Raw genomic sequence first — 24096 nt, forward strand, 5'->3', positions numbered from 1 at the left:
TCACCTATAACGCAAAAATAGTTTCCTCCCACAAATTTGCGCCCGAAGGGTCGGGATGCAAAAATAAGACATTACATTTAAGAACTAAAATTTAAAAGCTGTTTTTTGGCTTTTTTACAAGAACTTTTTATCAAACATGAAAGGAAGCAGGTTTTTGAGGGATGCGGATTGATAAATTACACCAATTTCTCCCATAAAATAGATTTCTATAGGGGTGTCTTGTTTAATTTCATATTCTGCAATCGATTGACGGCACGAACCACAGGGCGGAATAGGAGCATGGGTCTGATTCAGATCTGATGCCGCTGTAATTGCCATTTTTAAAATTTTAGCTTCGGGATAAATACTTCCTGCATGAAAAATAGCTACTCGTTCTGCACATAATCCGGATGGATACGCAGCATTTTCCTGATTTGATCCTAAAATAATTTTTCCGTTATCTAATAATAGTGCTGCGCCAACTTTAAATTGTGAATAAGGTGCATACGCTTTTTTACGAATTTCTATTGCCTGACTCATCAGGTTTCGAACGTCATTTGGTAATTCTTGTAAGGTGTCGAAAACCAAAAAGGATGATGTTACGCTTATTTCTTTCATTGTTTTTAAGGGAAAAAAAATCCAAATTTCTATTTCTAGGAATTTGGATTTGATATTGTTTTATTTCTTGTTTGATTAATACTCTTCGTATTTATCGCCAAAATTAAAGGTTAATGAGAAGCGAAGTGTATTCTCTAACGGATTTTTAACTTTTGAAGCGGAGAATAAGTAGGAAACATCCACTTTTACGACATTGTATTTAAATCCGGCTCCTAATGAGAAAAACTGTACAGCGCCCTTTTCAGGACTTTGGTGGTAATATCCTGCTCGCATCGAAAACGAATCCTGATAAGTATATTCTCCTGACAAACTATAGGTTATTTCTTTTAATTCTTCGCTGAAACCGTCTGGGGCATCACCAAAAGATTTGAAAATTCCGGGTACCCAGCCAATAGAATTGTATTGGTTGTTGGCTTCCTGAATGCCATCACTTGCTCCTTCACCCGGCTCTATGGTACCATTGCCATTTATATCAGATGCAGGAGTGGGTGTAGGAATTTGTGGAGTAGGAACTAGTAGTTTTGTGAATTCAAGACCTACGGCTACTTTGTTATAGTCATCTAATATAAAATCAAAACCAGCCCCAACTCTTAAATTGGCAGGAAGGAAATTAGATCCGGATCCATCCGTTATACCGCTTAAATCATAATTGATTTTTGGCCCAAGATTCTGAAAGTTAAAACCGGCTCTCCATCTCCCGTTAAAATTAGTATAGGCAAATTCTTCTGATTGGTAAAATCCGGCAACGTCAAAAGCAAATGATCTGGCTGCAGATAAACTTTGTCCTTCGGTTGTGATGCCTAAATTTGAACTAATGAATCTTGCTCCAACGGCCATAGAGAACATTTCGCTTAATTTCAATGAGTAAGATCCGTCAATTGAATATTCTGAAGGCTTAACAGTATTAATAACGGTTCCATTTTCAGTTGTTAGATCAATGTCTCCTATACTAAAATAACGTACGCTTCCGGCAAAAGCACTTCGTTCATTAATTTTGTTGTAATAGGTTACCTGGCTTAGTGAAATGTCATTAACCAAATCAGCTAAATAAGGAGTGTAGCTGACAGAAAATCCTTGTTTGTCGATAGAAAATGCATATTTTGCGGGATTCCATTGCTGGGAGAATACATCTGCAGATGTAGCAACTCCCTGATCGCCAAGTCCGGCTGCTCTTGCATCAGCTGCAACTTGTAAAAAAGGCACCCCGGTTGTAATTGGTCTTTCTTGTGCTTTGGCAAGTGATATGATGATAAAATAAAATAATAATAAAGAGGATATTTTTTTCATTTATTTTAGATAAGGTGTTAGTTTATGTTGTTGGTTTTGCAAATATATATTATAGAATAACAAGTTTTTCATACTTTTCGGCTTTTTTATTTGTTAAGCTAGATTTGACAGTAAGTTTGTAAATGTAAACTCCTTTGCCTATTCTGTCTCCAAAATCATCTTTGCCGTCCCACGTAATTTCTCTTGATAAAAAACCTTCAGTGGTAATGATCTGATTTTTTGTCCACACTACCTTTCCTGTTATTGTCATCACTTGTACCTGAACATCTAAAGGTTCATAAGGCTTGTTGTGGGAAAACCAAAACTGTGTGTAGGTAGAAAACGGGTTAGGATAATTAAGAACGTGATTAAGTGTAAGCGATTCATCGCCAACGACTATAAATTGTATTTCACTTGTTACCGGATTGTTGTAAACATCCCAGGCGGTAAAACTTATAGTGTGCATTCCTGCGCTTAAATTACGCAATGGGAAGCGCAAATTTCCATTAGTGTAATCATCTAATTTTGTTTGATAGTAGTCATTTAAAATATAAGGATTACTAACATCTCCATCTAAAATAGCGATTATATCATGGCCGATTCCGCTTGCTGTATTAATCCCATTTTCGTCCTCAAGAAACGCTAAAAGAAAAGGGGAGTCATTTGTTATTCCTCCTGATACAAAAGTTTCATCGTTCATATATAACTTCACTTTTGGGCTAATATTGTCCTGAGGCGCATTTTCGTTAATTCCTCCAATTTTTATGAAGTCGTTATAGCCGGATTGGTTTTCTAAAACTTCATTCTTTTTTGAATAAAAACTGATTCTGCCGTTATTAACAGGTATTCGAATGTCTCTTGGAACTACAAAGCTAAATTCAAACTGGCCATTAGTCACAGAAGCATTTCCTCTAAAAATAGTTTCGCCTAGTCTTTTAAATTGTATTGACGGACTGTTACCGTCATTGTTTAATGTGGTATTTGTAACCAGTTTATCGAAAATAGCAGTTGAAAGCTGTCCATTATAATTGTTTAACCGGTTGTTGTTTTCATCGGTGATTTCTCCTGATATTTTAATTTTAGCTAAAGATTTAAAGTCCTCAATTGTTCCTGAAACCGGTACGTCATTTACTTTTGTTAAGTTAATTCGGGGTTTGGGAATTGCAAGCATTATCGCTGGGTCACCTAAATAAAAAACAACATTACTGGATGAACTCGGGTTTTCATTTTTTGAAACCCGAAGCGCTTCTGCAATAGTTATGTATTGATTTGAACCGAAAGACAGCAGGTTTTTAGTTAGGATATCATTAAAATTTTCAGCATTATATTGTCCAATCGAACGTATAGTTGTTAGCATTGCTATAGCTCCTCCTTTTGGGTTCCAAAAAGTATATTCTCCGGCTGTAGGGTGGGTTGGATCATCAAAACGGGAAAACTCACAGGTTATGGTTATAAATAATGGGTATTTATATTGATTGTTTAAGTTTTGGCCATCTGATTTTTCCCAAACTCTCTCACTGGATAAGCCATCTTCTCCTCCGTGACCTAAGTAATTAAAGACTAACGCGCCTTTTTCAAAAGCATCAAAAAGATCTGTTTTTGCTTTTGGATATCTTGAGCCTCCTGCCGATGCCTCCTGCGTATAAGAATCCATAAGAATTTTTTCAACATTTAAGAATGGTTTTTCAGTGGTAATTTTATCAGCTAAAGTGTTTTGTCGTGACTGCAGTGTAGCATCAGAAGCTTTGTCAGAATCATCACTAATTAAAACGACATTGTTTCGCCAGTTTCCGTAAGATTTAATATTGTGGTATTCTATAACTTTATTAACCATTTCTTCTGCCTGTGCATTATCTGCAACTAACATCCTGCCGGTTGCAATATCTATTCCTCCGTAAAAAGAAGTTATATTTCCTTCATTATCATCCATTAATCCGTAAAAATCATCAGATGCAAAACAAGATTCTCCAATTGTGTTACTAGTTAAAGAATGATATATCGGTACAATATTGGTATTGTTAGAGATACGGTTTTTATAATCAAATGAAGCGTCACCAAACAGGTTTACGTATTTTACTTTTTTATTAGATGAAGAGGCGTTTTGGTATACATACCTAATGCAATTCCTGATTGCTGCTATGTCTTGTTTTCCTGAAGAAAACTCCTGATAGATGTTTTCAAGCGTAACAACTTTTACATTTAAATTGGAATAATTCCTATGAAAGTTCGCCAGTTTTTCAGCTTGTGAAAGGAAAGGCTTTGGAGTAATAATCAAATAATCAATATCCTGAAAATTATTTTGGGCATTTTTAAAAAGTGTCCCCTTTAAGTTTTGGTTTGCAATTTTAGACTGGGTCTCTTTTAAAGGACTATAATAATCTGATGGGTCAACTGCAATATATTTTCGAATTTCACCTAGAGAAGCTTTGAAGCTTAAATTGTTTAAATTGGTGTTTTCAATTTTTGATACATTATATAGGTCTGTAATATCCCAAATTTGTGAAATGCCTGAAGCATTCGAAATAGTATAATTAACAATGCCGGTTGTTGAGCCAGCCTGATCATATTGAAACTGGAATTGCTTGCTGTAGCCTGTTAATTTTCTTTTTGCTGTTAAGTTAATATAATCAAGGTATCCTTTAGAACCTGGTACTCCGTTGTTGTCGTAAATAAGTTTTATTTTTACGTTTTCAGATCCTGTAAAAGTAGTGTTCGCAGGCAGGTTTCCTGTGTAAAATTTCGCATCAGAACTGCTGTTAATTTGGCTAAAAAATAGGTTTCCAATATTCTGTCCGTTGCCAGAAACAGTAAAAGAAGTGCTGGTGAATGCTGCAGCTCCTGCGGTAATTTCTATTTTTATTGGCGAACCGGACTCAAAATTCGGAAAATTAAACTCAAACTCCTGTTCGTTTTTGATTTCAAAAGATTCTCCAAACCATTGACGTCCCGTGTGCGCAATATTAATTAAGTCTACTTCATGAAACTGATGGTCGTCGAAGGTAGTTAATTCTAAAGTGCTGTTTCCGGAAGGCTGTATCATATTTGGAATCCTTTTTCCGTCGCTTCCCTGTGCAGTAATATAATAATATGACCTGGTGGCGTATAAGTTAATATTGGTTTTGCTTTCTGAACTCCAATTGTTGATTCCCTCAGCGTAAAAAAGAATATAGTCTTCATTATTGAAAGTCCCGTCATTTTCACCAATGACCTGAATCGCATTTTCCGTTAAATCTTCAGGATAATAACTGTTGTTAGATAATGGAAGCATTCTTCCTCCGTTTCCGTAGATTTTTATTTTTCGCGGATCACTTTTGTTTACATCAAAACCCAGGCTTTGTAAAAAAGACCTTGAAATTTTATAAACACCTGATTTTTCTACATAAAAGCGGTACCAATCTCCGGTGGATAAAACCGAGTTTGAAATACCATTTGATTTCAAAGTCGAAGCAGAGCTATTGTTTTTTGATGAATTGCTGTTTATTGAATAAGAAAATGATCTGATTCTTTTAAAGCTGCTTCCTTCCGATACAATTGGAGACAAAGAGATAAAACCTTGTTTTTGATCTCTTGAAACAGCTATTTGAAGTGTTTCGTCAGGTTGTTTGGGTATGTTTGCTAAGGATAAATCGCCTAAATCATCAGCCGAAACAGTTTCATAAATAACATTCGTAATCTGAACTTCATTGCCGCTTGAATAATCCGAATATTTTGGACTAAACAATAATGTTATGGTTTTTTTTGTAATGTCAAATCTAAAATTATCACCTGTAAAGTAAGGTATATTTATTTTTAATTCACCAAAACTCATTTCTTTTTTATTTTGCCAATCTATCGTGAGGCTCCCATTTTTCTGGGAAAAAAGCAAAAAAGGTATAAGAAAAAGATATAAAAAAACGGCTTGTTTCATAGTGAAAGAAAACGAAATTAATTTAAAAATATTTTAATAAGTAAAAATATAGTATTTAATGTAATAGTAATAATAAAAAGTATATTTTTGCGTTTCGAAACTATAGGTTATTTTCTGGTAAAAAACAGCTAAATAAAATTATTAGAACAGATGTTGCTAATTAAATGTTAATTATTATATTGCAGCACCTAAATTTATCACCTAAGAATGAGTATGAAAGTAAACAAAATTGTAGCCTTGCAAGTAATGATGTCAATAGTATTGATGTTGGGCACGGCTAGTTGTAGCAAAAAATCAAGTTCTAGCCGCGGTTCAAGAGCAACAGGTTGGGATGTTGATAGTCAGAACGGAACAGCTGCTAGAAATGCAGGAAAAAAACAACAGGCAGGTCCTGGATTAGTTTTCGTTGAAGGAGGTACATTTACTATGGGTAAAGTACAGGATGATGTTATGCACGATTGGAATAACACACCGACTCAACAACACGTTCAGTCATTTTACATGGATGAAACGGAAGTTACGAATGGTATGTATTTAGAATACCTTGAATGGCTTAAAAAAGTTTTCCCACCTACAGAAGAAAGTTACAAAAACATCTATGCCGGTGCGTCTCCTGATACTTTAGTTTGGAGAAATCGTTTAGGATACAACGAAACGATGACAAATAACTATTTAAGACACCCAGCCTATGCTGACTATCCTGTAGTTGGTGTTAATTGGATACAGGCAGTTGAATTTAGCAAATGGAGAACAGACCGTGTTAACGAAGCTGTTTTAGAAAAAGAAAGATATATTAAAAGAGGTGCGAAAACACAAGATGTTAGTGCTGAAAGTTTGTTCAATACTGAAGCATATCTTGCATCTCCATCTACTTCTTATGGAGGTAATGAAGAGATTGTCCTAAAGAAAAGCCCAAATGGCAGAAGACCTAAAAAAGGTAAAGATGGTACTGTAGAAGAGCAGAAAAATGTTTATGCACAGCGTTCATCAGGTATTATTTTGCCAGAATACAGACTTCCAACAGAAGCTGAATGGGAATATGCAGCTGCAGCTGATGTTGGACAGAGAGAATACAACATCTATAAAGGTCAAAAGAAATATCCTTGGTCTGGAGATTATACTCGTTCTGCGAAACGTAAAAACAGAGGTGATCAATTGGCAAACTTTAAGCAAGGTAATGGTGATTATGGCGGAATTGCTGGTTGGTCTGATGATGGTGCCGATATTACAAATAAGATAAAAAGCTATCCTGCTAATGATTTTGGATTATACGATATGGCAGGTAACGTAGCAGAATGGGTTGCTGACGTATACAGACCAATAATCGATAACGAAGCAAATGATTTTAACTATTACAGAGGAAATCAATATGCTAAAAATAAAATTGGTAAAGACGGTAAATTAGAAATTATTACAAAAGATAATATCAAATATACCACTTTAAGTAATGGTAAATTAGTTGCTACAAATTTACCTGGAGAAATAGCTCAGGTTCCGGTTGATGAAAATGAAACGTATTTGAGACAGAATTTCAGTAAAAGTGACAACATAAATTATAGAGATGGAGATAAACAATCTTCACGATACTATGATTTTGGAGACTCTGAATCAGCTGATGATGCTAAAAAAGAAACAATGTATAATTCTCCAATACATAATGTTACGACAGATAGTTTAGGTAACATGGTGAGAAAATACGATAACTCAAGTAAAAGAACAACTTTAATAAACGATAATGCAAGAGTTTATAAAGGCGGTTCATGGAGAGACAGAGCTTACTGGTTAGATCCTGCACAAAGAAGATATTTTCCTCAGGATATGGCTACTGATTACATTGGTTTTAGATGCGCAATGTCTAGAGTAGGTGCTAAAACTGAAAGAAGAAAATCACCAAGGAATTAAATTTTAAAAATTCCAATAAAAAAAATCCAAATTCCAAAACTGACTTCAGTAAGGGATTTGGATTTTTTTATTGTTTTTTTCTATTTTTATAATATAAATAAATGCTTATAAAATGAATATTAAAGAAATTCATGACTTATTTTTAAAATGTAAATCTCTTTCAATTGATACACGCAAAATTGAAAAAGACTCGATGTTTTTTGCTATCAAGGGAGAAAATTTTGATGCTAATACTTTTGCTCAGGAAGCTTTAGAACGGGGGGCTTTATTTGTAATAATTGATAATCCGTCTTATTTAATTGACGAAAGAACAATTCTGGTAAAAAATAGTTTAGAAACATTACAGGAGTTGGCAAAATTTCACAGACAATATTTAAAAATTCCGATTGTTGCGTTAACTGGGAGCAATGGTAAAACAACAACAAAAGAACTAATAAATGTTGTCTTGGCACAGAAATATAGAACTAAGGCAACTGTTGGGAACTTAAATAACCATATTGGTGTTCCGTTAACCTTATTGTCTTTTGGCATAGAAACCGAAATTGGAATTGTAGAAATGGGTGCTAATCATAAAAAAGAGATTGAGTTTTTATGTTCAATAGCCCAGCCTGATTATGGCTATATTACAAATTTTGGTAAAGCGCATTTAGAAGGTTTTGGAGGTGTCGAAGGCGTAATTGAAGGAAAAAGCGAGATGTATAAATACTTGCTTGAAAACGATAAATTGGCCTTTGTTAATTTAGATGATGCTATTCAGATTGAAAAATCTAAAAAAATTAAATCTTTTACATTTGGATTAAATAATAGTCATGCTGATATTAATATTCGCTCAATAGAAGCAAATCCGTTTGTTTTGATTCATTATGATGATTTTTTTGTAAAATCTAATTTGATCGGTCTTTATAATGCCAACAATATTAATGCGGCCGTTGCTATTGGAAAACATTTCAAAGTTGAAAAAAATGATATTAAATCAGCAATTGAAAACTATACTCCAACCAATAATAGATCTCAGTTATTAAAAAAGGAATCATTTGAAATTATTCTGGATGCCTATAATGCTAACCCAAGCAGTATGGCTGTAGCAATAACTAATTTTTTACAATTAGGTAATCCTGATAAGGTGATGGTTTTGGGTGATATGTTTGAGCTTGGTAGTGAAAGTCATCAAGAACATAAAACTATTGTTGATTCTTTAGCAAAGCAGCAGAAATCTATTTGTTATTTGATTGGAAAGTCGTTTTATGAAAATCGTATTTCTAAAGAAAATCTTCATTTTTTCGAAACCTTTGATAATTTTTCTGAATATTTAAAAATTAATAAACCCAAAGAATCAAGTATTATCCTGATTAAGGGATCACGTGGTATGGCATTAGAAAGAACTTTAGAATTTCTATAATATTTGGTCTTTTAATGATTCTATTAAGACCTTTAATTTGAATTTAAACTAAAATTATGGTCTTAATTGAAACATTTAGAAAATTAGCTTTGTCTCTTCATGATGTTGCAGAAGAACCTCATTTTGAAAAAACATCTTTTCGGATAAACAAGAAAATATTTGCAACTTTTGATGAAAAGAACAATACGGCTGTTTTAAAATTAAATGAAATTGATCAATCCGTTTTTTGTGCATCAAGTGAAATGATTTTTTATCCAGTTCCGAATAAATGGGGAAAACAAGGATGGACAATTGTAGAACTTTCAAAGGTAAGGCATGAAATGTTTGAAGATGCTTTAATACGTTCGTATGAAAATGTCGCTTCAAAAAAGAAATAACAATCTATCTTATAATAGTTCTAAAAGTCAAATTTACCCGGGGTTTATGTGTAGTTTTTGTTGGGGGCAGACGATGCAGCCAATGCGTTTGCGTTTCATCTTTCATAACCAATAAACTTCCGTGTTCCAGAATTAAAGAAACGGTTTCCTTGGATTCTTTATGTTTGAAGGCAAATTTACGTTCAGCGCCAAAACTTACGGATGCAATTGCTCCATTTCTCTTCAAATCTTTTTCGGCGTCGCTGTGCCACGCCATTCCTTCTTCGCCTGAATGATATAAATTCAGCAGGCAAGAATTAAATTTTTCACCTGTTTTTTCTTCAATTATCTTCTTTAACTCTAAAAGTTCAGGAGTCCAAGGCAATGCTTTTTTGGTTGTATTCGAATAGGTATATTCAAATTCCTGATCTCCGTACCAAGCTACTTTTCGCTTAGTTAGAATTAATTTACCAAAGATTATGGCTTCGTCATTTTTCCATTCGATTGTATTTAGTAAAATATCGCGGTAGAAATCAGCCCTATCTCTAGAGAATAATTTTCCGTAATAATTCACAGTTCCATCTTTTGGAAGTAAGTTTGTTGTTTCGTCTATTTGAGGGTTAAATAAGTCCATTTTTCCATTTTTGATATTCCAATTTCATACAATGTCCGCAAGGTCTGAAGCCATTTTTTCTCGCTTCATTTTCAGATAAAAAGAAAACCCGATTTTCACGTTTCATCCTTTTTCCCGAAGAACATTTCAATGTTCCGTAGATTTTTAATTTTTGGTTCCCACCGAAACAAATTTCGCCTTTTTTAAATTTATTCCGAAGATCAGTATCTGAAATTTTGTTATGTTGAAGCATATTGATTAAAAATAAATTTCTCGCAAAGTCGCAAAAACGCAAAGTTTTTGTTTCGATTTAAGATATAAAGAGTTTAAAACTTAAAGCATAAAGTTTAGTTGTTTTTTTGCGACTTCGCGACTTTGCGAGATATAAAATTATGAAAGAGCATCGTGAAAAATAATCCCCAATGTATATCTTTCGCCAGAATGAACTTCGCTTACACCATGTTTCATGTTTACACGATAATACCCTTTTGTTCCTTTTACAGGTTTGAAATTGGTTGTAAAAACCAGAATATCTCCTTTTTTAGGTTTTAAAACAATAGCCTTCGATTGTGCTCTTGGCGTTTGTTGCGTCAAGACAAATTCGCCTCCAGTAAAATCTTCATCAGGTTCATTTAGAAAAAGCACAATCTGAATTGGAAAATAAACATCTCCATATAAATCCTGATGCAAAGTATTGAATCCGCCTTTGCCATATTTTAAAATTAAAATAGTTGCTTTGAGCTGATTGTTGTCATGACATTGCTGTAATAATTCAGCATGTGTTTTTGGAAAAACAGTATCTATATTCAAAGCTTTCATCCAGGAATTGGCAATTGGAACAAGTTTCGGATAAATTGAAGAGCGGAGATTCTGAATTAAATCAGGCAATGGATAATTGAAATATTTATATTCGCCCAGACCAAATCGATGACGTTCCATTACAACTGTTTTTCGATATAAATTTGGATTGTCATAATCGAATTTTAAGTGTTCACATTGTTTATAATTAAGCACATTTGGAATCATGGCAAAACCATTTTGATGCATAGATTCGGTAATGCTTTCCCAATTTTGAGAAGCAATTTTTGATTGTATATTTTGCATAAGAATTTTAGATTGAGATTTTTTTTCGCCACGAATTACACGAATTGCACTAATTTTTCGTCTGATTAATAAAATTAATTCGTGTTCATTTGTGTCATTCGTGGCGGAAAAAACTTAAAGATTTATTTGTGCACCTTCCCAGCCTATAATGGCTGTTTTTCGGGTATTTCCCCACATGTAACCGCCAAATGTTCCTGAAGATTGAATAATACGGTGACATGGAATTAAAAATGCAACTGGATTACTTCCAATGGCAGTTCCAACGGCACGCGATGCGTTTGGTTTCTGAATTTGGTTCGCAATAGCACCATAAGTAGACAATTGTCCCATTGGAATTTTCAGTAAAGCTTCCCAAACTTTCAATTGAAAATCGGTTCCTTTTAAATGCAGTTTGATTTCGGATAATTTACTCCAGTCGTTTTGGAAAATAAATAAGGCATTTTGTTGTGCTAAATCAAGTTTTTTTGAAAATTGAGCATTCGTGAATTTGTCTTTCAACGCTACAAACCCGTTCGTTTCATCTTCAGCGAAAGCCATAAAACAAACGCCTTTTTGAGTTGAAGCCACCATAATATTCCCAAATGGACTTTCGGCAAAACTGTAATTGATTTCCAGATTTTTTCCTCCGTTTTTATATTCGGCTGGAGTCATTCCTTCGATATTTACAAATAAATCATGTAAACGGCTTGTGCCTGATAATCCGGTTTCAAAAGCAGTTTCAGAAATACTGGCCTGATTTTCTTTCAGTAACTTTTTGGCATGTTCGATGCTTGTATATTGTAAAAACTTTTTCGGACTTGTGCCTGCCCATTCACTAAAAAGCCGTTGAAAGTGAAAAGGACTCAAATGTACTTTTTCCGCGACTTCATCTAGATTGGGCTGATCTTTAAAATTAGCTTTGATATAATCTATAGCTTCGGCGATACGATTATAATTGATGGTTTCTTGTGTGTTCATCTTCATTCAATTTTATAATACAAATATCGATTGGTCTTAGAAGTTATAAAATCCGAAACTTGCTTTGTTTCTTTTAACAAAGGCGCTAAGATTTACACAAAGTTTGCAAGTGTTTTTTTGCTCGCAAAGTCGCAAAGTTTAGTAAAACTTAAAAAATAACTTTGGGTCTCTGCGACTTTGCGAGATTATTAGAAAATTCTTCAGAGTTTACTTTGTTTACAAAGGTAACTTTATAGCAGAAATAAATTATTTAAAATTGTCTTTTGCAGTAGAAACACTGATCAATTTATAACCGTTTTCGGTTCTTAAAAATTCAAAATGATCTTGTTTGAAATCGGCTTTATTTTTTGGATTGATTATAATGCTCTTTACAGGATAAAGCCAATCTTTTGATTCATGACAATTATTAAAATAAATTTCATATTCACTCGATTCAAAAATAAATTGATTTAATCCGTTAGTAGATACAAAATAATCGGTTTTTGGATTTTTAAGTTCTTGTAATTTTAATTTTAAATAAGTAAAATTCTGATTGATAAACTTAGTTTTCGGTTCGCTGATCCAGCCATCATGTTCTTTCCAATACGTAATTTTATCAAAAGAATGTTTTTCTAAATTGGCTTTCGATAAATCAGAAAGCAAAGTGTTTTTTAGCCAATATTTAAATTCTTTCTCATAATTAATAAACGAATAATATAAGCCATCAACCCCCAGAAAACTATCTCTTGTTTCATCCTTACTAGGTTCTTTTGATTTTTCTACAGAATAGAAATTTAAATTTTCATTGTAAGTAAAATCTTGAACAAGAATTTTGTTGTTGATATCGATTAGAAATTCTTTTCCGCCTTTCCAGAAGAAATGTTCACCGTCTTGTTCTTTAACAGCATCTTTTAAAGCAATGATCATTCCATTCCTGATTTTCGTCAGATTGCTATAATCAGCAGGAATTACAATTTTTCCTTCGCCATCGAGTATCCCCATTTTGTCGGTTTTGGGGTCTCTAAAACGGATAAAACCTTCATTTTCGCAATCTGGACTATTGTCAAATACATATAAACTGTCGCGACCAACTATTTTCCCGGTTTTGGTTAAATAATAACTTTTCCAACCGTTGTTAAATTCCTCGGTAACAGCAATTATGTTTTCAAATTTACGGGCAGTTGTAAAACCTGTAAATTTTGGTTCTATTTTGATTAGTCCATTTTTGTCTTTAAAACCAATAAGGGTTGTGTCTTTATTTGTAAAAGAAGTCCAGATATTACTATTTTGGGAATATGAAGACGAATATAGAATAATGAATGTTAGAAGGATAATAGTCTTTTTCATGAAAATATTTTTATCTGAGATGAATCTTTAATTCATTGCTTTTTGCTTCATCAAAACAATCGGAACAAAGCATTTTAAAGTCGGCCAGGGTTTGAAATGCATCTGTCCATTCCTCGCCATTATCGAGAAGATATTGTTCGCATGAAGTACACCAGGCAATTTGAGGAAGGTCTCCTTCAGCTTCTGAATAATAGAAACCTACTTTTTCTCTTCCGTCTATTGCCATTGCAATATGAATACAAGTGAAAGAAATTTCTTTTGTTCCATGCAGATCACATATAATATTTTCGATCATTATTTTAAGTTTAGAAGCTTTAAGTTCAAATTTAAAGTTATAAAATAAAAAACCTGTAAATGTCTTGTTAAAATTATATCATTCTGGTATTACGTGAGCGTGAGGGATAGGAGCAGGCTACCGAAGTAGCGCGGATAGCCCGACAGTATTTAAGAAAAGGCCTCATGAGCGCAAAGTATATTTGGGACTTTTTTTAAATGGTGGCACGCCCCAATAAAAAACCCTCACATTACTGTAAGGGTTCTATCTTAATTCTTAGTACTAAAAACGTAATACTAATATCTGTAGTATTCTGGTTTAAATGGTCCCTGAACTTCAACACCAATATAAGCAGCCTGATCTTCACGTAAAGTTTCCAATTCAACGCCTAATTTAGCTAAGTGCAAAGCAGCCACTTTTTCATCTAAATGTTTTGGTAACATGTAAACTTCGTTTTTGTAAGCTGCACTGTTATTCCATAATTCGATTTGAGCCAAAGTCTGGTTGGTGAATGAGTTACTCATTACAAAACTTGGGTGACCTGTAGCACAACCAAGGTTAACTAAACGACCTTCGGCCAAAATGATGATATCTTTTCCGTTGATAGTATATTTGTCAACCTGAGGTTTGATTTCGATTTTAGAAGCACCGTGGTTTTTGTTTAACCAGGCCATATCAATTTCGTTATCAAAGTGTCCGATGTTACAAACAACAGTTTTGTCTTTCATTTTTTCGAAGTGGCTTCCCACAACGATATCTTTGTTTCCTGTAGTTGTAATGATGATATCCGCATTAGCAATTACAGTATCTAATTTTTTAACTTCATAACCGTCCATTGCAGCTTGTAAAGCACAAATTGGATCGATTTCTGTAACTGTTACGATAGAACCAGCACCTCTGAAAGAAGCTGCAGTTCCTTTTCCTACGTCTCCGTATCCGCAAACAATAACTCTTTTTCCAGCCAACATTAAGTCAGTTGCACGACGAATCGCATCTACTGCAGACTCTCTACATCCGTATTTGTTGTCAAATTTAGATTTAGTAACAGAGTCGTTGATGTTGATTGCAGGCATTGGAAGAGTTCCCGCTTTTACTCTTTCGTAAAGTCTGTGTACACCAGTTGTAGTTTCTTCAGAAAGACCTTTAATTCCTGGAACTAATTCCGGGTAACGATCGATAACCATGTTAGTTAAATCTCCTCCGTCATCTAAGATCATGTTCAATGGTTTTCTGTCTTCACCAAAGAATAAAGTCTGCTCAATACACCAGTCAAATTCTTCTTCATTTAAACCTTTCCAGGCATAAACTGATATTCCGGCAGCAGCAATTGCAGCAGCAGCCTGATCCTGAGTTGAGAAAATGTTACAGGAAGACCAGGTAACTTCTGCACCAAGAGCGATTAAAGTTTCGATTAATACAGCGGTCTGAATTGTCATGTGTAAACATCCTGCGATACGAGCTCCTTTAAGAGGCTGCTCATCTTTATATTCAGCACGAAGTGCCATTAAACCTGGCATTTCAGCTTCAGCTAGCTCAATTTCTTTTCTTCCCCAGGCAGCCAGAGAAATGTCTTTTACTTTGAAAGCCACATATGGCGTAGTTGTAGTACTCATTTATAGTATATTTGTATATGTATAATTTTTTGCAAATTTACATAATAGCTTTTGAATTTTGCTACTTTCTATCAGATTTATGAAATGTTTAATTTATTAATCTTTAGAATGTTAGAAATAATGGCTTTTAGAAGCTAATCCTGCTGTCCGCTGTATCTTTTATGGTGAACCCCACCATAAAAGGATGCCGCTCCCATCAGGGCTAGAATACCAGACATTTAATTTCAGAGGTAATTTTCAAACAGAAGTAATTTATAATTCACCATTTATAATTCATAATTAAAAAAGAATGCCTTTATTCCAGACCATACAATGCAATGAAAACACCCGAATTTTAGTTTGGGAAATAACCGAGTCTTTTGACGAACTAAGAAGTAAAGTGATTTTAAAGGAGAAAACGCAAAAGAGACTGGACGGAATGAAATCTGAAATGCATCAGCGTGCTTTTTTGAGTGTTCGTATGCTGATTCAGGAAATGGGTTTTACAGACAAGGATTTGCATTATGATGAATTTGGAAAACCGTATTTTGATTGTGATAATCATATCTCAATTACACATTCCTATCATTTTGCAGCCATAATTATAAGTAAAGAAAAGGTTGGAATCGATATGGAATTACAGCGTGAAAAAATTCAGAGAATCGCAGATAAATTTACTGATTACGAATGCGGTTATTTAAATCCTGATTTTACAGAAGAATACATAAAGAAACTAACGGTAATCTGGGGAGCAAAAGAAGCTATTTTTAAAATCAGAAATGAAAAAGGAATTAGTTTTAAAGATCATATTTTAGTTGAGGATTTTTCTTTAGACGAACCCCAAACCAGCGCAAGCCTTCATTTTGATGATTTGGTAAAAGATTTTGATGTGCATTACAAGGAAATTCAATCCGATAATTTTGAAGGGAATTTTACTTTGGTTTATGCTTTTGAAAAGTAAAATTCTAAATTTTCCAAATTCTAAATTCCAATTTTCCAGAATCTTGTCAGAAATGACAAACTAAATGTATATTATTTAAACTTCACTTTCTTTTTGGCGATGCTGAAACATGCTCATGTATAAAAAAGTACTCATTTTTCTGGCACGTCTTTTTAAAGTGTCGGCATTTTCGCCTTCAAAGTACTCATCAATAGTCTGAAACCAGTGATTCAGCCAGATTCCGAATTCATTTGAAGTGATTTTCCCATCAAAATGTGCATCAACTTCATTGTGAACCGTCAGCGGATTCCCGTTGTATTTCTTTGCGCCAAATAAATTCATCTCCCAAAAATCAGTCAGTTTTTCCATATGCACATCCCAGTCTTTTATCATGGCATTAAAATAAAAGCCGATTCCATGATCGGCTCTTATTTTCGCATAGAACTCATGTATTAATAAAGAAATGTCAGTTCTGTTTTCTATTTGCTTTTTCACAGAAAAATAGTGTTTAAAAGAATAAATACTACACTTAAAATTGAACTCAGAATTAAAAGATTAAAAACCACTTTATGTTTCATCTGTGCCAAAATTGAAGTATTTACAAAGATACAGGCTAAAACAATAATTGCTAACTGAAGCATTTGCAGAACTGAAGTTCCGTTTGCCAAAACATACATCGCTGCAGCGCCTCCTAAACAGCTTTGACCAATTACAGCCATTGCAGCTGATCCCATGTAATTTTTATTGAAAATGTCGAATGTTGTTTGATATAGTGTCATGATATTCAGATTTTTATAGGACAAAGATACGCCCACTATACCACTGCGTTTTATGATTTAAATCATAAAACAGGAACTATTTTATCTGTATACTTTTCGGTTTATAATCTTCAGTTCGCCTTTTTTTTCCAACGTTTTTATAGCTCTGATTACGGTTTCTACACGCAAACCGGTCAAATCCCCAATTTGTTGTCTGGTAAAATTAATAAGATAACCGTTTTTATCTTTCTGAAAATTAAAGTAGGCAATTCCGTGATCGATTAATTTCAAAACCCTGTGTTCCGGCTCCTGAGTCGAGATTTCAGCAGCCATAACAGATTTGTAATAAAGACGCTGTGCCAGGTTTTCAATTATTTGAATACTGATTTTTGGGTTTTCTTCCAGCAGTTTCATGAAGTTTGCTTTTAGAAGAAGAATAATTTCACTGTTTTCAACTGCAATAGCATTAGCAGGATATTTTTGATTCAGAAATAGCGGCGGTTCACCAAAAGATTGTTCCTTGTAAAATATTCCCTGAATAAACTCTCGTCCGTCGTCATTATAATTGCTCATTTTTACTTCTCCTGAAACAATCTGAAAGTAGTTTGAAGGAAAAATCCCTTCTTCAAAAATAATCTCATTTTTATCGAAAGATTTCTTTACAGCACCATATTTTTCTAATAATTCAAGGGAAATCATAGTGTTTGTTTCTTTGGTTGTTGAGATCAGTTATACAAATATAATGCATTCAAAGTAGTTCTTATACATGAAAACTTTTACTTTTACAGTCGTTATGCAGCAAAAAATAGTAAATATACTCCAGGAAATTTTAGACGCTAAAAGTAAAGGTCAGAAACTGCTTGCTATACTTTTGGACCCGGATAAAATTGCGTTGGAAAATCTGGAGAGGTTAATCCAAAAAATGAATCAGTCTCCTGCAACCCATATTTTTGTAGGAGGAAGTATTGTTCGGGCAACTATTTTAGAAGAATTAATTACGCAGTTAAAACAAAAAACAAACTTACCCGTTGTTATATTTCCGGGTGATCCTTCGCAGATTTCACCTCAGGCAGATGCTATTTTGTTTCTTTCATTATTATCTGGACGAAATCCGGATTATTTGATCGAATATCAGGTTCAGGCAGCGCCAATTCTTAAAAAAACAAATCTGGAAGTGATTTCGACAGGTTATATTTTAATCGAGAGCGGTAATGAAACTGCTGTTGCGCGCGTCAGTAAAACAAAACCGCTTAACCGCGAAAATTTTGATTTGGTTCTGGCTACTGCTCAGGCCGGAGAGATGCTAGGCAATAAATTAATGTATTTAGAAGCCGGAAGTGGAGCTAAAAATCCAGTGCCTCTGAAAATGATTGAGCTGATTGCGCAGAATATTGAAATACCAATAATTGTTGGAGGCGGAATTACAGATTTACTGGGAATTAAAAAAGCCTATGAAGCCGGCGCCGATTTAGTAGTAATTGGAACTGCTTTTGAGAATGACAGTCATTTTTTTGAGCCAAAACAAATCAAAGAACAACACAATGATTGATTTTTTTTTAGACAGCTATAAAAATACTTCACTTTGGCACATTGCTTTAGAGTTTTTAGTATTTGTGTGTGGGATACTAAGCGTCTGGTTTGCAAAAAAAGAAAATATCTGGGTCTATCCAACAGGTTTAGTGGCAACTGTAATTTCAGTATATCTTTTATATATGGCAGGTTATATAGGAGATATGATTATCAATGGTTATTTTTCGGTCATGAGTATTTACGGCTGGTATATTTGGGCAAAAGGAGGGACAACTGAAGATAATTTGCCTATTACAAGGACAAATTTAAATGAAAAAATAACAGGAATTTTATTGTTTATTGTTACCTTTTTTGTAGTTTTCGGTATTTATAAATATTTCGATTATACCATCAATCCGGATAATTATGTTGACATGATTTCGTCAGGGATATTTTTTGCAGGAATGTGGTACATGGCAAGGAAAAAAATCGAAAACTGGACACTCTGGATTATAGGTGATATTATTGTTGTACCGCTTTATGCGTATCGTGGTTTAGGAATGTTGTCACTTCAGTATTTAATTTTTACAATTTTGGCAATTTCAGCTTATATAGAATGGAGAAAAATCTTAGACAGCAAAAAACAAATATTATAAAAATTGCCTTATTCGGACCTGAAAGCACAGGTAAGACAACATTGGCAAAACAGCTTGCAGAATACTACGAAACCGAGTGGGTTCAGGAGTTTGCACGGGATTATCTGCAGCAAAAATGGGAAGACAATAAGCAGGTATGCACTGAGGCAGACATGATGCCAATTGCTTATGGGCAAGTTGCATTAGAAAATGAAAAACTGGACAACGCAAAAGAATATTTGTTTTGTGATACTAATTTAATGGTGACCAAAGTTTTTTCTGAAGTATATTATGGTTTTTGTAATCCAAATTTAAATGAAGCAGCTTTAGCCCATGAATATGATTTGTTTTTCCTGACTGATATTGATGTCCCATGGGAAAAAGATGATATCCGCGATAATCCAAATAAAAGGGAAACTGTTTTCTCTGTTTTTAAACAAGCTTTAATAGATAACAATAAACCTTTCATCACAATTTCAGGCGATAAGGAAAGCCGTTTGGAAAAAGCTACTGCTATTGTTGATAACCTAAAAATTGCTAAAAGAAAAGGCTTTACGTCAGCAGATTTTGTAGAAATCTATAATCACGGAATTCCTTTCGATAATATACTGAAACAGCTTAAAATTTTTAAAAAAGGAATTTCTAAATGTAACTTAATAAGTCCGGCTACTGTCAATAACGGAATTTTAAGTTTGACCACTCATGATTTTGAAGAAAAAGCTGCCTTTTTTGATGCGAACAAAGGATGTTTTAAAATATGTAAATTTATTCCGGCTTCTGGTGCAGCAACCCGAATGTTTAAGTTTTTGATCGCTTTTTTAAATAATTATGATATTGAAAAAGAGACAATCAATTCGTATATTAATAGGAATAAAGATAATGATTTGTCGATTTTTATTGTAGGGATGGATAAATTCCCTTTTTTTAAAGCGGTATATAAAAAACTGAAAGAAATATATCCTGACTTTGATAGTTTAGAAAGGGATTATAAAAATTATTACTTTATAAAAGTATTGCTATCTCCGGAATACTTTGATTTTGCTAATAAACCCAAAGCAGTTTTGCCTTTTCATAAATATAAAACACATATTGCGACCCCAATAGAAGAACATCTGAACGAATGTGTGCACTATGCTGAGACAAATAAAACTTCGAATTTGCATTTCACAGTTTCAGAAGTACATCAGCAATTGTTTGAAAAAGCAATTGAGGAAGTCAAAGAAAAAGTCGAATCAGAAACGGGGACACAAATCAATATTAGTTTCTCCTATCAAAATAAGCAAACAGATTCTATCGCAGTCGATGTTAAAGATAATGTTTTCAGGAGCCAGAAAGGATCTTTTATTTTCAGGCCCGGAGGACACGGAGCATTAATTCAAAATTTGAACAATATTGATGCCGACATTATTTTTATAAAGAATATTGATAATGTAATTCAAAATAATATTAAGAAGACTACTTTATACAAAAAGGGATTAGCGGGAATTTTAATAGAAGCACAGCAAAAAGTTTTCGGTTATTTGAATGCCATAGAAAAGGGTGAAATTAAAGAAGAGGATGTCGAGGAAATAGTAAAGTTTTTAATGCAAAAGCTTAATATAGAAATGGTGCGCGATTTCAATAAATTTACTTTTGAAAACAAAATCAATAAAATAAAAGAATTGCTCGACAGACCAATCCGCGTTTGTGGAATGGTTAAAAATGAAGGTGAAGCAGGAGGAGGGCCTTTCTGGATTCGAAACGAAAAAGGGGAAATTTCATTGCAGATTGTAGAAAGCTCGCAGGTGGATTTAACCAATAAAAAACAAAAGTCAATTTTAGAAAGTTCGACACATTTTAATCCGGTTGATTTGGTTTGTGGAACCAAAAACTATAAAGGAGAATCCTTTAATCTGGAAGAATTTGTAGATCATAATACTGGATTCATTGTTGAGAAAAGCGCTGAAGGTAAAATTGTTAAAAATTATGAATTACCGGGATTATGGAATGGTGGAATGTCAAACTGGCTAACCATTTTTGTTGCAGTGCCATTAATAACATTTAATCCGGTAAAAACCGTAAATGATTTATTAAAACCGGCACATCAGCCTCACAAATAATGGATATTGAAAAAATTATATCAGAATTAAGTTTTAGAGCAGTAAGAAGCAGTGGTGCAGGAGGGCAAAACGTAAATAAAGTATCTTCAAAAGTGGTGCTGACTTTCGATTTAAATGCTTCTCAGGCTTTATCCGATGAAGAAAAAACACTCTTAAAAGAAAATATACCGACAAGATTAACTTCTGAAAATATTCTGATTTTAAATTGTGATGAAGACAGAAGCCAGCTTAAAAATAAAGATATTGTTATAAAGCGGTTTCTGGAAATTATTAAAAAAGGATTATATGTCCCGAAGGTTCGCAAAGCTACAAAAGTTCCGAAATCGGTAATAAAGAAAAGAATTAAAGAAAAGAAGAATATTTCTGAATTGAAGCAATCCCGTAAGAAACCCAATTTAGAATAATTTTCAATTTTTAAAACTCCAAATTCCAAATCAACTTTATTGCCATTGTTTTGGAATTTGGAATTTTACAATTTGGAATTTTAAAAGGAATTTCTTTTTTGGAATTTTAATTATTTTAACATTACCTTTGCACTGTCTCAAAGGGGTGCTCTAAATAACGAGCTGAGATCATACCCAAAGAACCTGAGCGAGTAATGTTGCTAAGGGAAAAAACGACGATTATTTAGTAAAGCTATATTTTGTCGTGAAACACATTTATTAATTTAACAAAAGAATAATTCCCCCTTTTATTCGTAATTCTTTACGGATGAAAACTTTTTTAAAAGGTACTAAGGTACTAAGTTACAAAGGTTCGAAGTTGAACCAAAAGTTTATTTTCTTTACTCTATTCTCTTTATTCTTTACTCTATTCTCTATCGCACAAGAGCAGGATTCAACCAAAGTAAATCAGTTAGATAATGTATTGGTTTCTGCTGTACGTGTTACAACAAAAACGCCCGTAAGTTTTAGTAATCTGGACAAAAAAGATATTAAGACCAGAAATTTAGGTCAGGATATCCCAATATTAATGAATTATCTTCCATCAGTCGTAACTACTTCTGATGCCGGAAACGGAATGGGGTACACTGGAATCCGTGTGCGTGGAAGTGATGCGACAAGGGTAAACATAACCATAAACGGAATTCCGTATAATGATGCTGAAAGCCAGGGAACCTTCTGGGTAAATATGCCCGATTTTGCTTCTTCAGTAGAAAGTCTGCAATTGCAGCGCGGTGTTGGAACATCAACGAATGGTTCAGGGGCTTTCGGCGCCAGTTTAAATATGCTGACTGATAATTATGCAACAAAAGCAAATGGAGAAATTTCAAATTCTTTCGGCAGTTTCAATTCGCATAAACATACCGTAAAATTTAGTACAGGTTTGTTAAACGATCATTTTGAATTGGCAGGACGATTGTCCAATATGAAATCTGATGGTTATGTAGATCGCGCAAGTTCAGATTTGAAGTCGTATTTTTTACAGGGAACGTATGTGGGAAAAACAACTTTGATTAAGGCCTTGGTTTTTGGCGGAACCCAAAAGACATATCAGTCCTGGAACGGAATTGATGCTGAAACTTTACATAAAAACCGAAGATATAATTCTGCAGGGGCCTACAAAGATGAAGCTGGTAATGATCGTTTTTATGATAATGAAACAGATAATTACAATCAGGATCATTATCAACTGCATTGGAGCGAATCGTTTACCGATAAGTGGAGTACTAATTTAGCGTTTCATTACACGAAAGGAAAAGGCTACTACGAAAATTATAAAGAAGATGCCACTATGGCCGATTATGGATTACTGCCAGTTGGAGCCGTAACAACTACAGATTTAGTACGTCAAAAATGGCTAGATAATGATTTCTACGGGGCAACATTTTCATTAAAATATAAAGATGAAAAACTGGATGTTATTTTAGGAGAGGGCTGGAATAAATATGAAGGGAGCCACTTCGGAAAAGTAATCTGGGCAAGATATGCATCACAATCAGAGCTGGGAGATCACTATTACGATGATTTTTCAACAAAAGTTGACGGGAATATTTTTTTGAAAGCCAATTATCAATTATTTGAAAAGTTGAGTTTATACGGTGACTTTCAATACAGGACAGTTCAGTATAAAGCCAATAGCTGGGAAACAGGCCTGGTAGATGATAATTTTAGTTTCCTTAACCCAAAAGCGGGTTTAAATTTTGAAATCAATCAAAAAAATACGTTGTATTTCTCTTATGCCAGAGCCAATCGTGAACCCAACAGAACTGATTATGAAGGAGGAAATGTAAAACCTGAAAAATTAAATGATTTTGAATTAGGCTGGAGGTTCAATTCAGAGAAATTTCAGTTGAATTCAAATTTCTATTATATGGGCTATAAAGACCAATTGATTTTAACCGGAACATTAGACGATGTTGGAAATCCAATCCGTTCCAACACCGATAAAAGCTATCGTTTAGGTTTTGAAGTAGATGCAACGATTAAACTTTCAGATAAATTTATCCTTAGACCAAACTTCACCTTAAGCAGTAATAAAAACGTTGATTTAAATGTAGAAGACCAAAATTACGGGACAACAGATATTGCGTATTCACCTTCAGTTATTGCAGGAAACATAATCGTATACAGCCCCATTCCGAATTTGCATTTTTCATTATTGCAAAAATATGTTGGCGAACAATATATGAACAATATTGAATTGCCTGCAGCAAAACTTGCGGATTATTTTGTAAATGATTTGAATGTTTCTTTTGAAATTAAACCAAAATCTATTTTTAAATCGGTAATGATTACAGGTTTGGTAAATAATATTTTAGATAAAAAATATGTATCGAATGGCGCTATGTGGGATATTTATCCTTATTATTATCCACAGGCAGGAACCAATTTCTTAATTGGACTGACATTGAAATTCTAA

General features: G+C 33.8%; 22 protein-coding genes. 9 read left to right on the forward strand and 13 right to left on the reverse strand.

Annotated elements, in window-relative coordinates; translation table 11 throughout:
• Positions 1-114: 114 nt before the first annotated feature.
• The 3 genes from cdd to porU form a co-directional block, all read right to left on the reverse strand.
• Complete coding sequence (cdd, locus tag K8B81_RS05015) at positions 115-597, reverse strand: cytidine deaminase (protein ID WP_223679457.1); 483 nt, start codon at positions 595-597, stop codon at positions 115-117.
• Between the two features lie 75 nt (positions 598-672).
• Positions 673-1884, reverse strand: coding sequence for a type IX secretion system outer membrane channel protein PorV (porV, locus tag K8B81_RS05020; protein WP_223679459.1), 1212 nt, complete (start codon positions 1882-1884; stop codon positions 673-675).
• A 49-nt stretch (positions 1885-1933) separates the two neighbouring features.
• Positions 1934-5770, reverse strand: a complete 3837-nt coding sequence (gene porU, locus K8B81_RS05025) for a type IX secretion system sortase PorU (RefSeq protein WP_223679467.1) — start codon at positions 5768-5770, stop codon at positions 1934-1936.
• A 213-nt stretch (positions 5771-5983) separates the two neighbouring features.
• Between porU and gldJ the strand changes: the two genes are divergently transcribed.
• The 3 genes from gldJ (at position 5984) to K8B81_RS05040 (ending at position 9448) form a co-directional block, all read left to right on the forward strand.
• Positions 5984-7672 carry a gliding motility lipoprotein GldJ gene (gldJ, locus tag K8B81_RS05030; protein WP_223679474.1) on the forward strand — a complete coding sequence of 563 codons (1689 nt, stop codon included), beginning with the start codon at positions 5984-5986 and terminating at the stop codon, positions 7670-7672.
• Positions 7673-7784: 112 nt separating this feature from the next.
• The gene (locus tag K8B81_RS05035) at positions 7785-9071 is read left to right on the forward strand and encodes a UDP-N-acetylmuramoyl-tripeptide--D-alanyl-D-alanine ligase (protein ID WP_223679476.1); all 1287 of its coding nucleotides are present in this window, start codon (positions 7785-7787) and stop codon (positions 9069-9071) included.
• A gap of 56 nt (positions 9072-9127) precedes the next feature.
• Positions 9128-9448, forward strand: a complete 321-nt coding sequence (locus K8B81_RS05040; RefSeq protein ID WP_223679478.1) for an MmcQ/YjbR family DNA-binding protein — start codon at positions 9128-9130, stop codon at positions 9446-9448.
• A gap of 4 nt (positions 9449-9452) precedes the next feature.
• On the opposite strand, the gene K8B81_RS05045 is transcribed toward K8B81_RS05040, so the two are convergent.
• The 7 genes from K8B81_RS05045 to ahcY form a co-directional block, all read right to left on the reverse strand.
• Complete coding sequence (locus tag K8B81_RS05045) at positions 9453-10061, reverse strand: alpha-ketoglutarate-dependent dioxygenase AlkB family protein (RefSeq protein ID WP_223679480.1); 609 nt, start codon at positions 10059-10061, stop codon at positions 9453-9455.
• Positions 10048-10293, reverse strand: a complete 246-nt coding sequence (locus K8B81_RS05050) for an Ada metal-binding domain-containing protein (protein ID WP_223679482.1) — start codon at positions 10291-10293, stop codon at positions 10048-10050. The genes K8B81_RS05045 and K8B81_RS05050 overlap by 14 nt, the downstream gene beginning before the upstream one ends.
• Positions 10294-10430: 137 nt before the next feature.
• Positions 10431-11144, reverse strand: a complete 714-nt coding sequence (locus tag K8B81_RS05055) for a 2OG-Fe(II) oxygenase (protein WP_223679484.1) — start codon at positions 11142-11144, stop codon at positions 10431-10433.
• Between the two features lie 114 nt (positions 11145-11258).
• Entirely contained in the window at positions 11259-12101 is an 843-nt protein-coding gene (locus K8B81_RS05060) for a bifunctional helix-turn-helix domain-containing protein/methylated-DNA--[protein]-cysteine S-methyltransferase (protein WP_223679486.1), read from the reverse strand.
• Positions 12102-12347: 246 nt separating this feature from the next.
• Positions 12348-13427 (reverse strand): WG repeat-containing protein, encoded by a 1080-nt coding sequence (locus K8B81_RS05065; RefSeq protein WP_223679488.1) that lies wholly within the window; start codon positions 13425-13427, stop codon positions 12348-12350.
• 10 nt (positions 13428-13437) lie between these two features.
• Positions 13438-13722, reverse strand: coding sequence for a hypothetical protein (locus tag K8B81_RS05070; RefSeq protein ID WP_223679490.1), 285 nt, complete (start codon positions 13720-13722; stop codon positions 13438-13440).
• 275 nt (positions 13723-13997) lie between these two features.
• The gene (ahcY, locus tag K8B81_RS05075; protein WP_223679492.1) at positions 13998-15314 is read right to left on the reverse strand and encodes an adenosylhomocysteinase; all 1317 of its coding nucleotides are present in this window, start codon (positions 15312-15314) and stop codon (positions 13998-14000) included.
• Between the two features lie 289 nt (positions 15315-15603).
• Between ahcY and K8B81_RS05080 the strand changes: the two genes are divergently transcribed.
• Positions 15604-16254: a 4'-phosphopantetheinyl transferase family protein gene (locus K8B81_RS05080; RefSeq protein WP_223679494.1), complete on the forward strand. Its 651-nt coding sequence runs from the start codon at positions 15604-15606 to the stop codon at positions 16252-16254.
• A 75-nt stretch (positions 16255-16329) separates the two neighbouring features.
• Here K8B81_RS05080 and K8B81_RS05085 read toward each other — a convergent pair whose 3' ends face one another.
• The 3 genes from K8B81_RS05085 to K8B81_RS05095 all read right to left on the reverse strand — a co-directional run bounded on the left by K8B81_RS05085 (position 16330) and on the right by K8B81_RS05095 (position 17690).
• Positions 16330-16728, reverse strand: a complete 399-nt coding sequence (locus K8B81_RS05085; RefSeq protein WP_223679496.1) for a group III truncated hemoglobin — start codon at positions 16726-16728, stop codon at positions 16330-16332.
• Entirely contained in the window at positions 16725-17012 is a 288-nt protein-coding gene (locus K8B81_RS05090) for a hypothetical protein (protein ID WP_223679498.1), read from the reverse strand. Before K8B81_RS05090 ends, K8B81_RS05085 begins: the two co-directional genes overlap by 4 nt.
• Before the next feature lie 81 nt (positions 17013-17093).
• A complete protein-coding gene (locus K8B81_RS05095; RefSeq protein WP_223679499.1) occupies positions 17094-17690 on the reverse strand; it encodes a Crp/Fnr family transcriptional regulator in 597 nt (198 codons plus the stop codon).
• Between the two features lie 94 nt (positions 17691-17784).
• Here K8B81_RS05095 and K8B81_RS05100 point away from each other — a divergent pair, with 94 nt between their 5' ends.
• The 5 genes from K8B81_RS05100 (at position 17785) to K8B81_RS05120 (ending at position 24096) form a co-directional block, all read left to right on the forward strand.
• Positions 17785-18540, forward strand: coding sequence for a geranylgeranylglyceryl/heptaprenylglyceryl phosphate synthase (locus K8B81_RS05100; RefSeq protein ID WP_223679706.1), 756 nt, complete (start codon positions 17785-17787; stop codon positions 18538-18540).
• Positions 18533-19156 (forward strand): nicotinamide riboside transporter PnuC, encoded by a 624-nt coding sequence (gene pnuC, locus K8B81_RS05105; protein ID WP_223679501.1) that lies wholly within the window; start codon positions 18533-18535, stop codon positions 19154-19156. The genes K8B81_RS05100 and pnuC overlap by 8 nt, the downstream gene beginning before the upstream one ends.
• Positions 19117-21234, forward strand: coding sequence for a DUF4301 family protein (locus K8B81_RS05110; RefSeq protein WP_223679502.1), 2118 nt, complete (start codon positions 19117-19119; stop codon positions 21232-21234). The genes pnuC and K8B81_RS05110 overlap by 40 nt, the downstream gene beginning before the upstream one ends.
• Positions 21234-21638 carry an alternative ribosome rescue aminoacyl-tRNA hydrolase ArfB gene (arfB, locus tag K8B81_RS05115; protein ID WP_223679504.1) on the forward strand — a complete coding sequence of 135 codons (405 nt, stop codon included), beginning with the start codon at positions 21234-21236 and terminating at the stop codon, positions 21636-21638. Before K8B81_RS05110 ends, arfB begins: the two co-directional genes overlap by 1 nt.
• Before the next feature lie 307 nt (positions 21639-21945).
• Entirely contained in the window at positions 21946-24096 is a 2151-nt protein-coding gene (locus K8B81_RS05120) for a TonB-dependent receptor (protein WP_223679506.1), read from the forward strand.

It is taken from the genome of Flavobacterium hibisci, from assembly GCF_020026925.1.
In the GTDB taxonomy this organism is placed as follows: Bacteria; Bacteroidota; Bacteroidia; order Flavobacteriales; family Flavobacteriaceae; genus Flavobacterium; species Flavobacterium hibisci.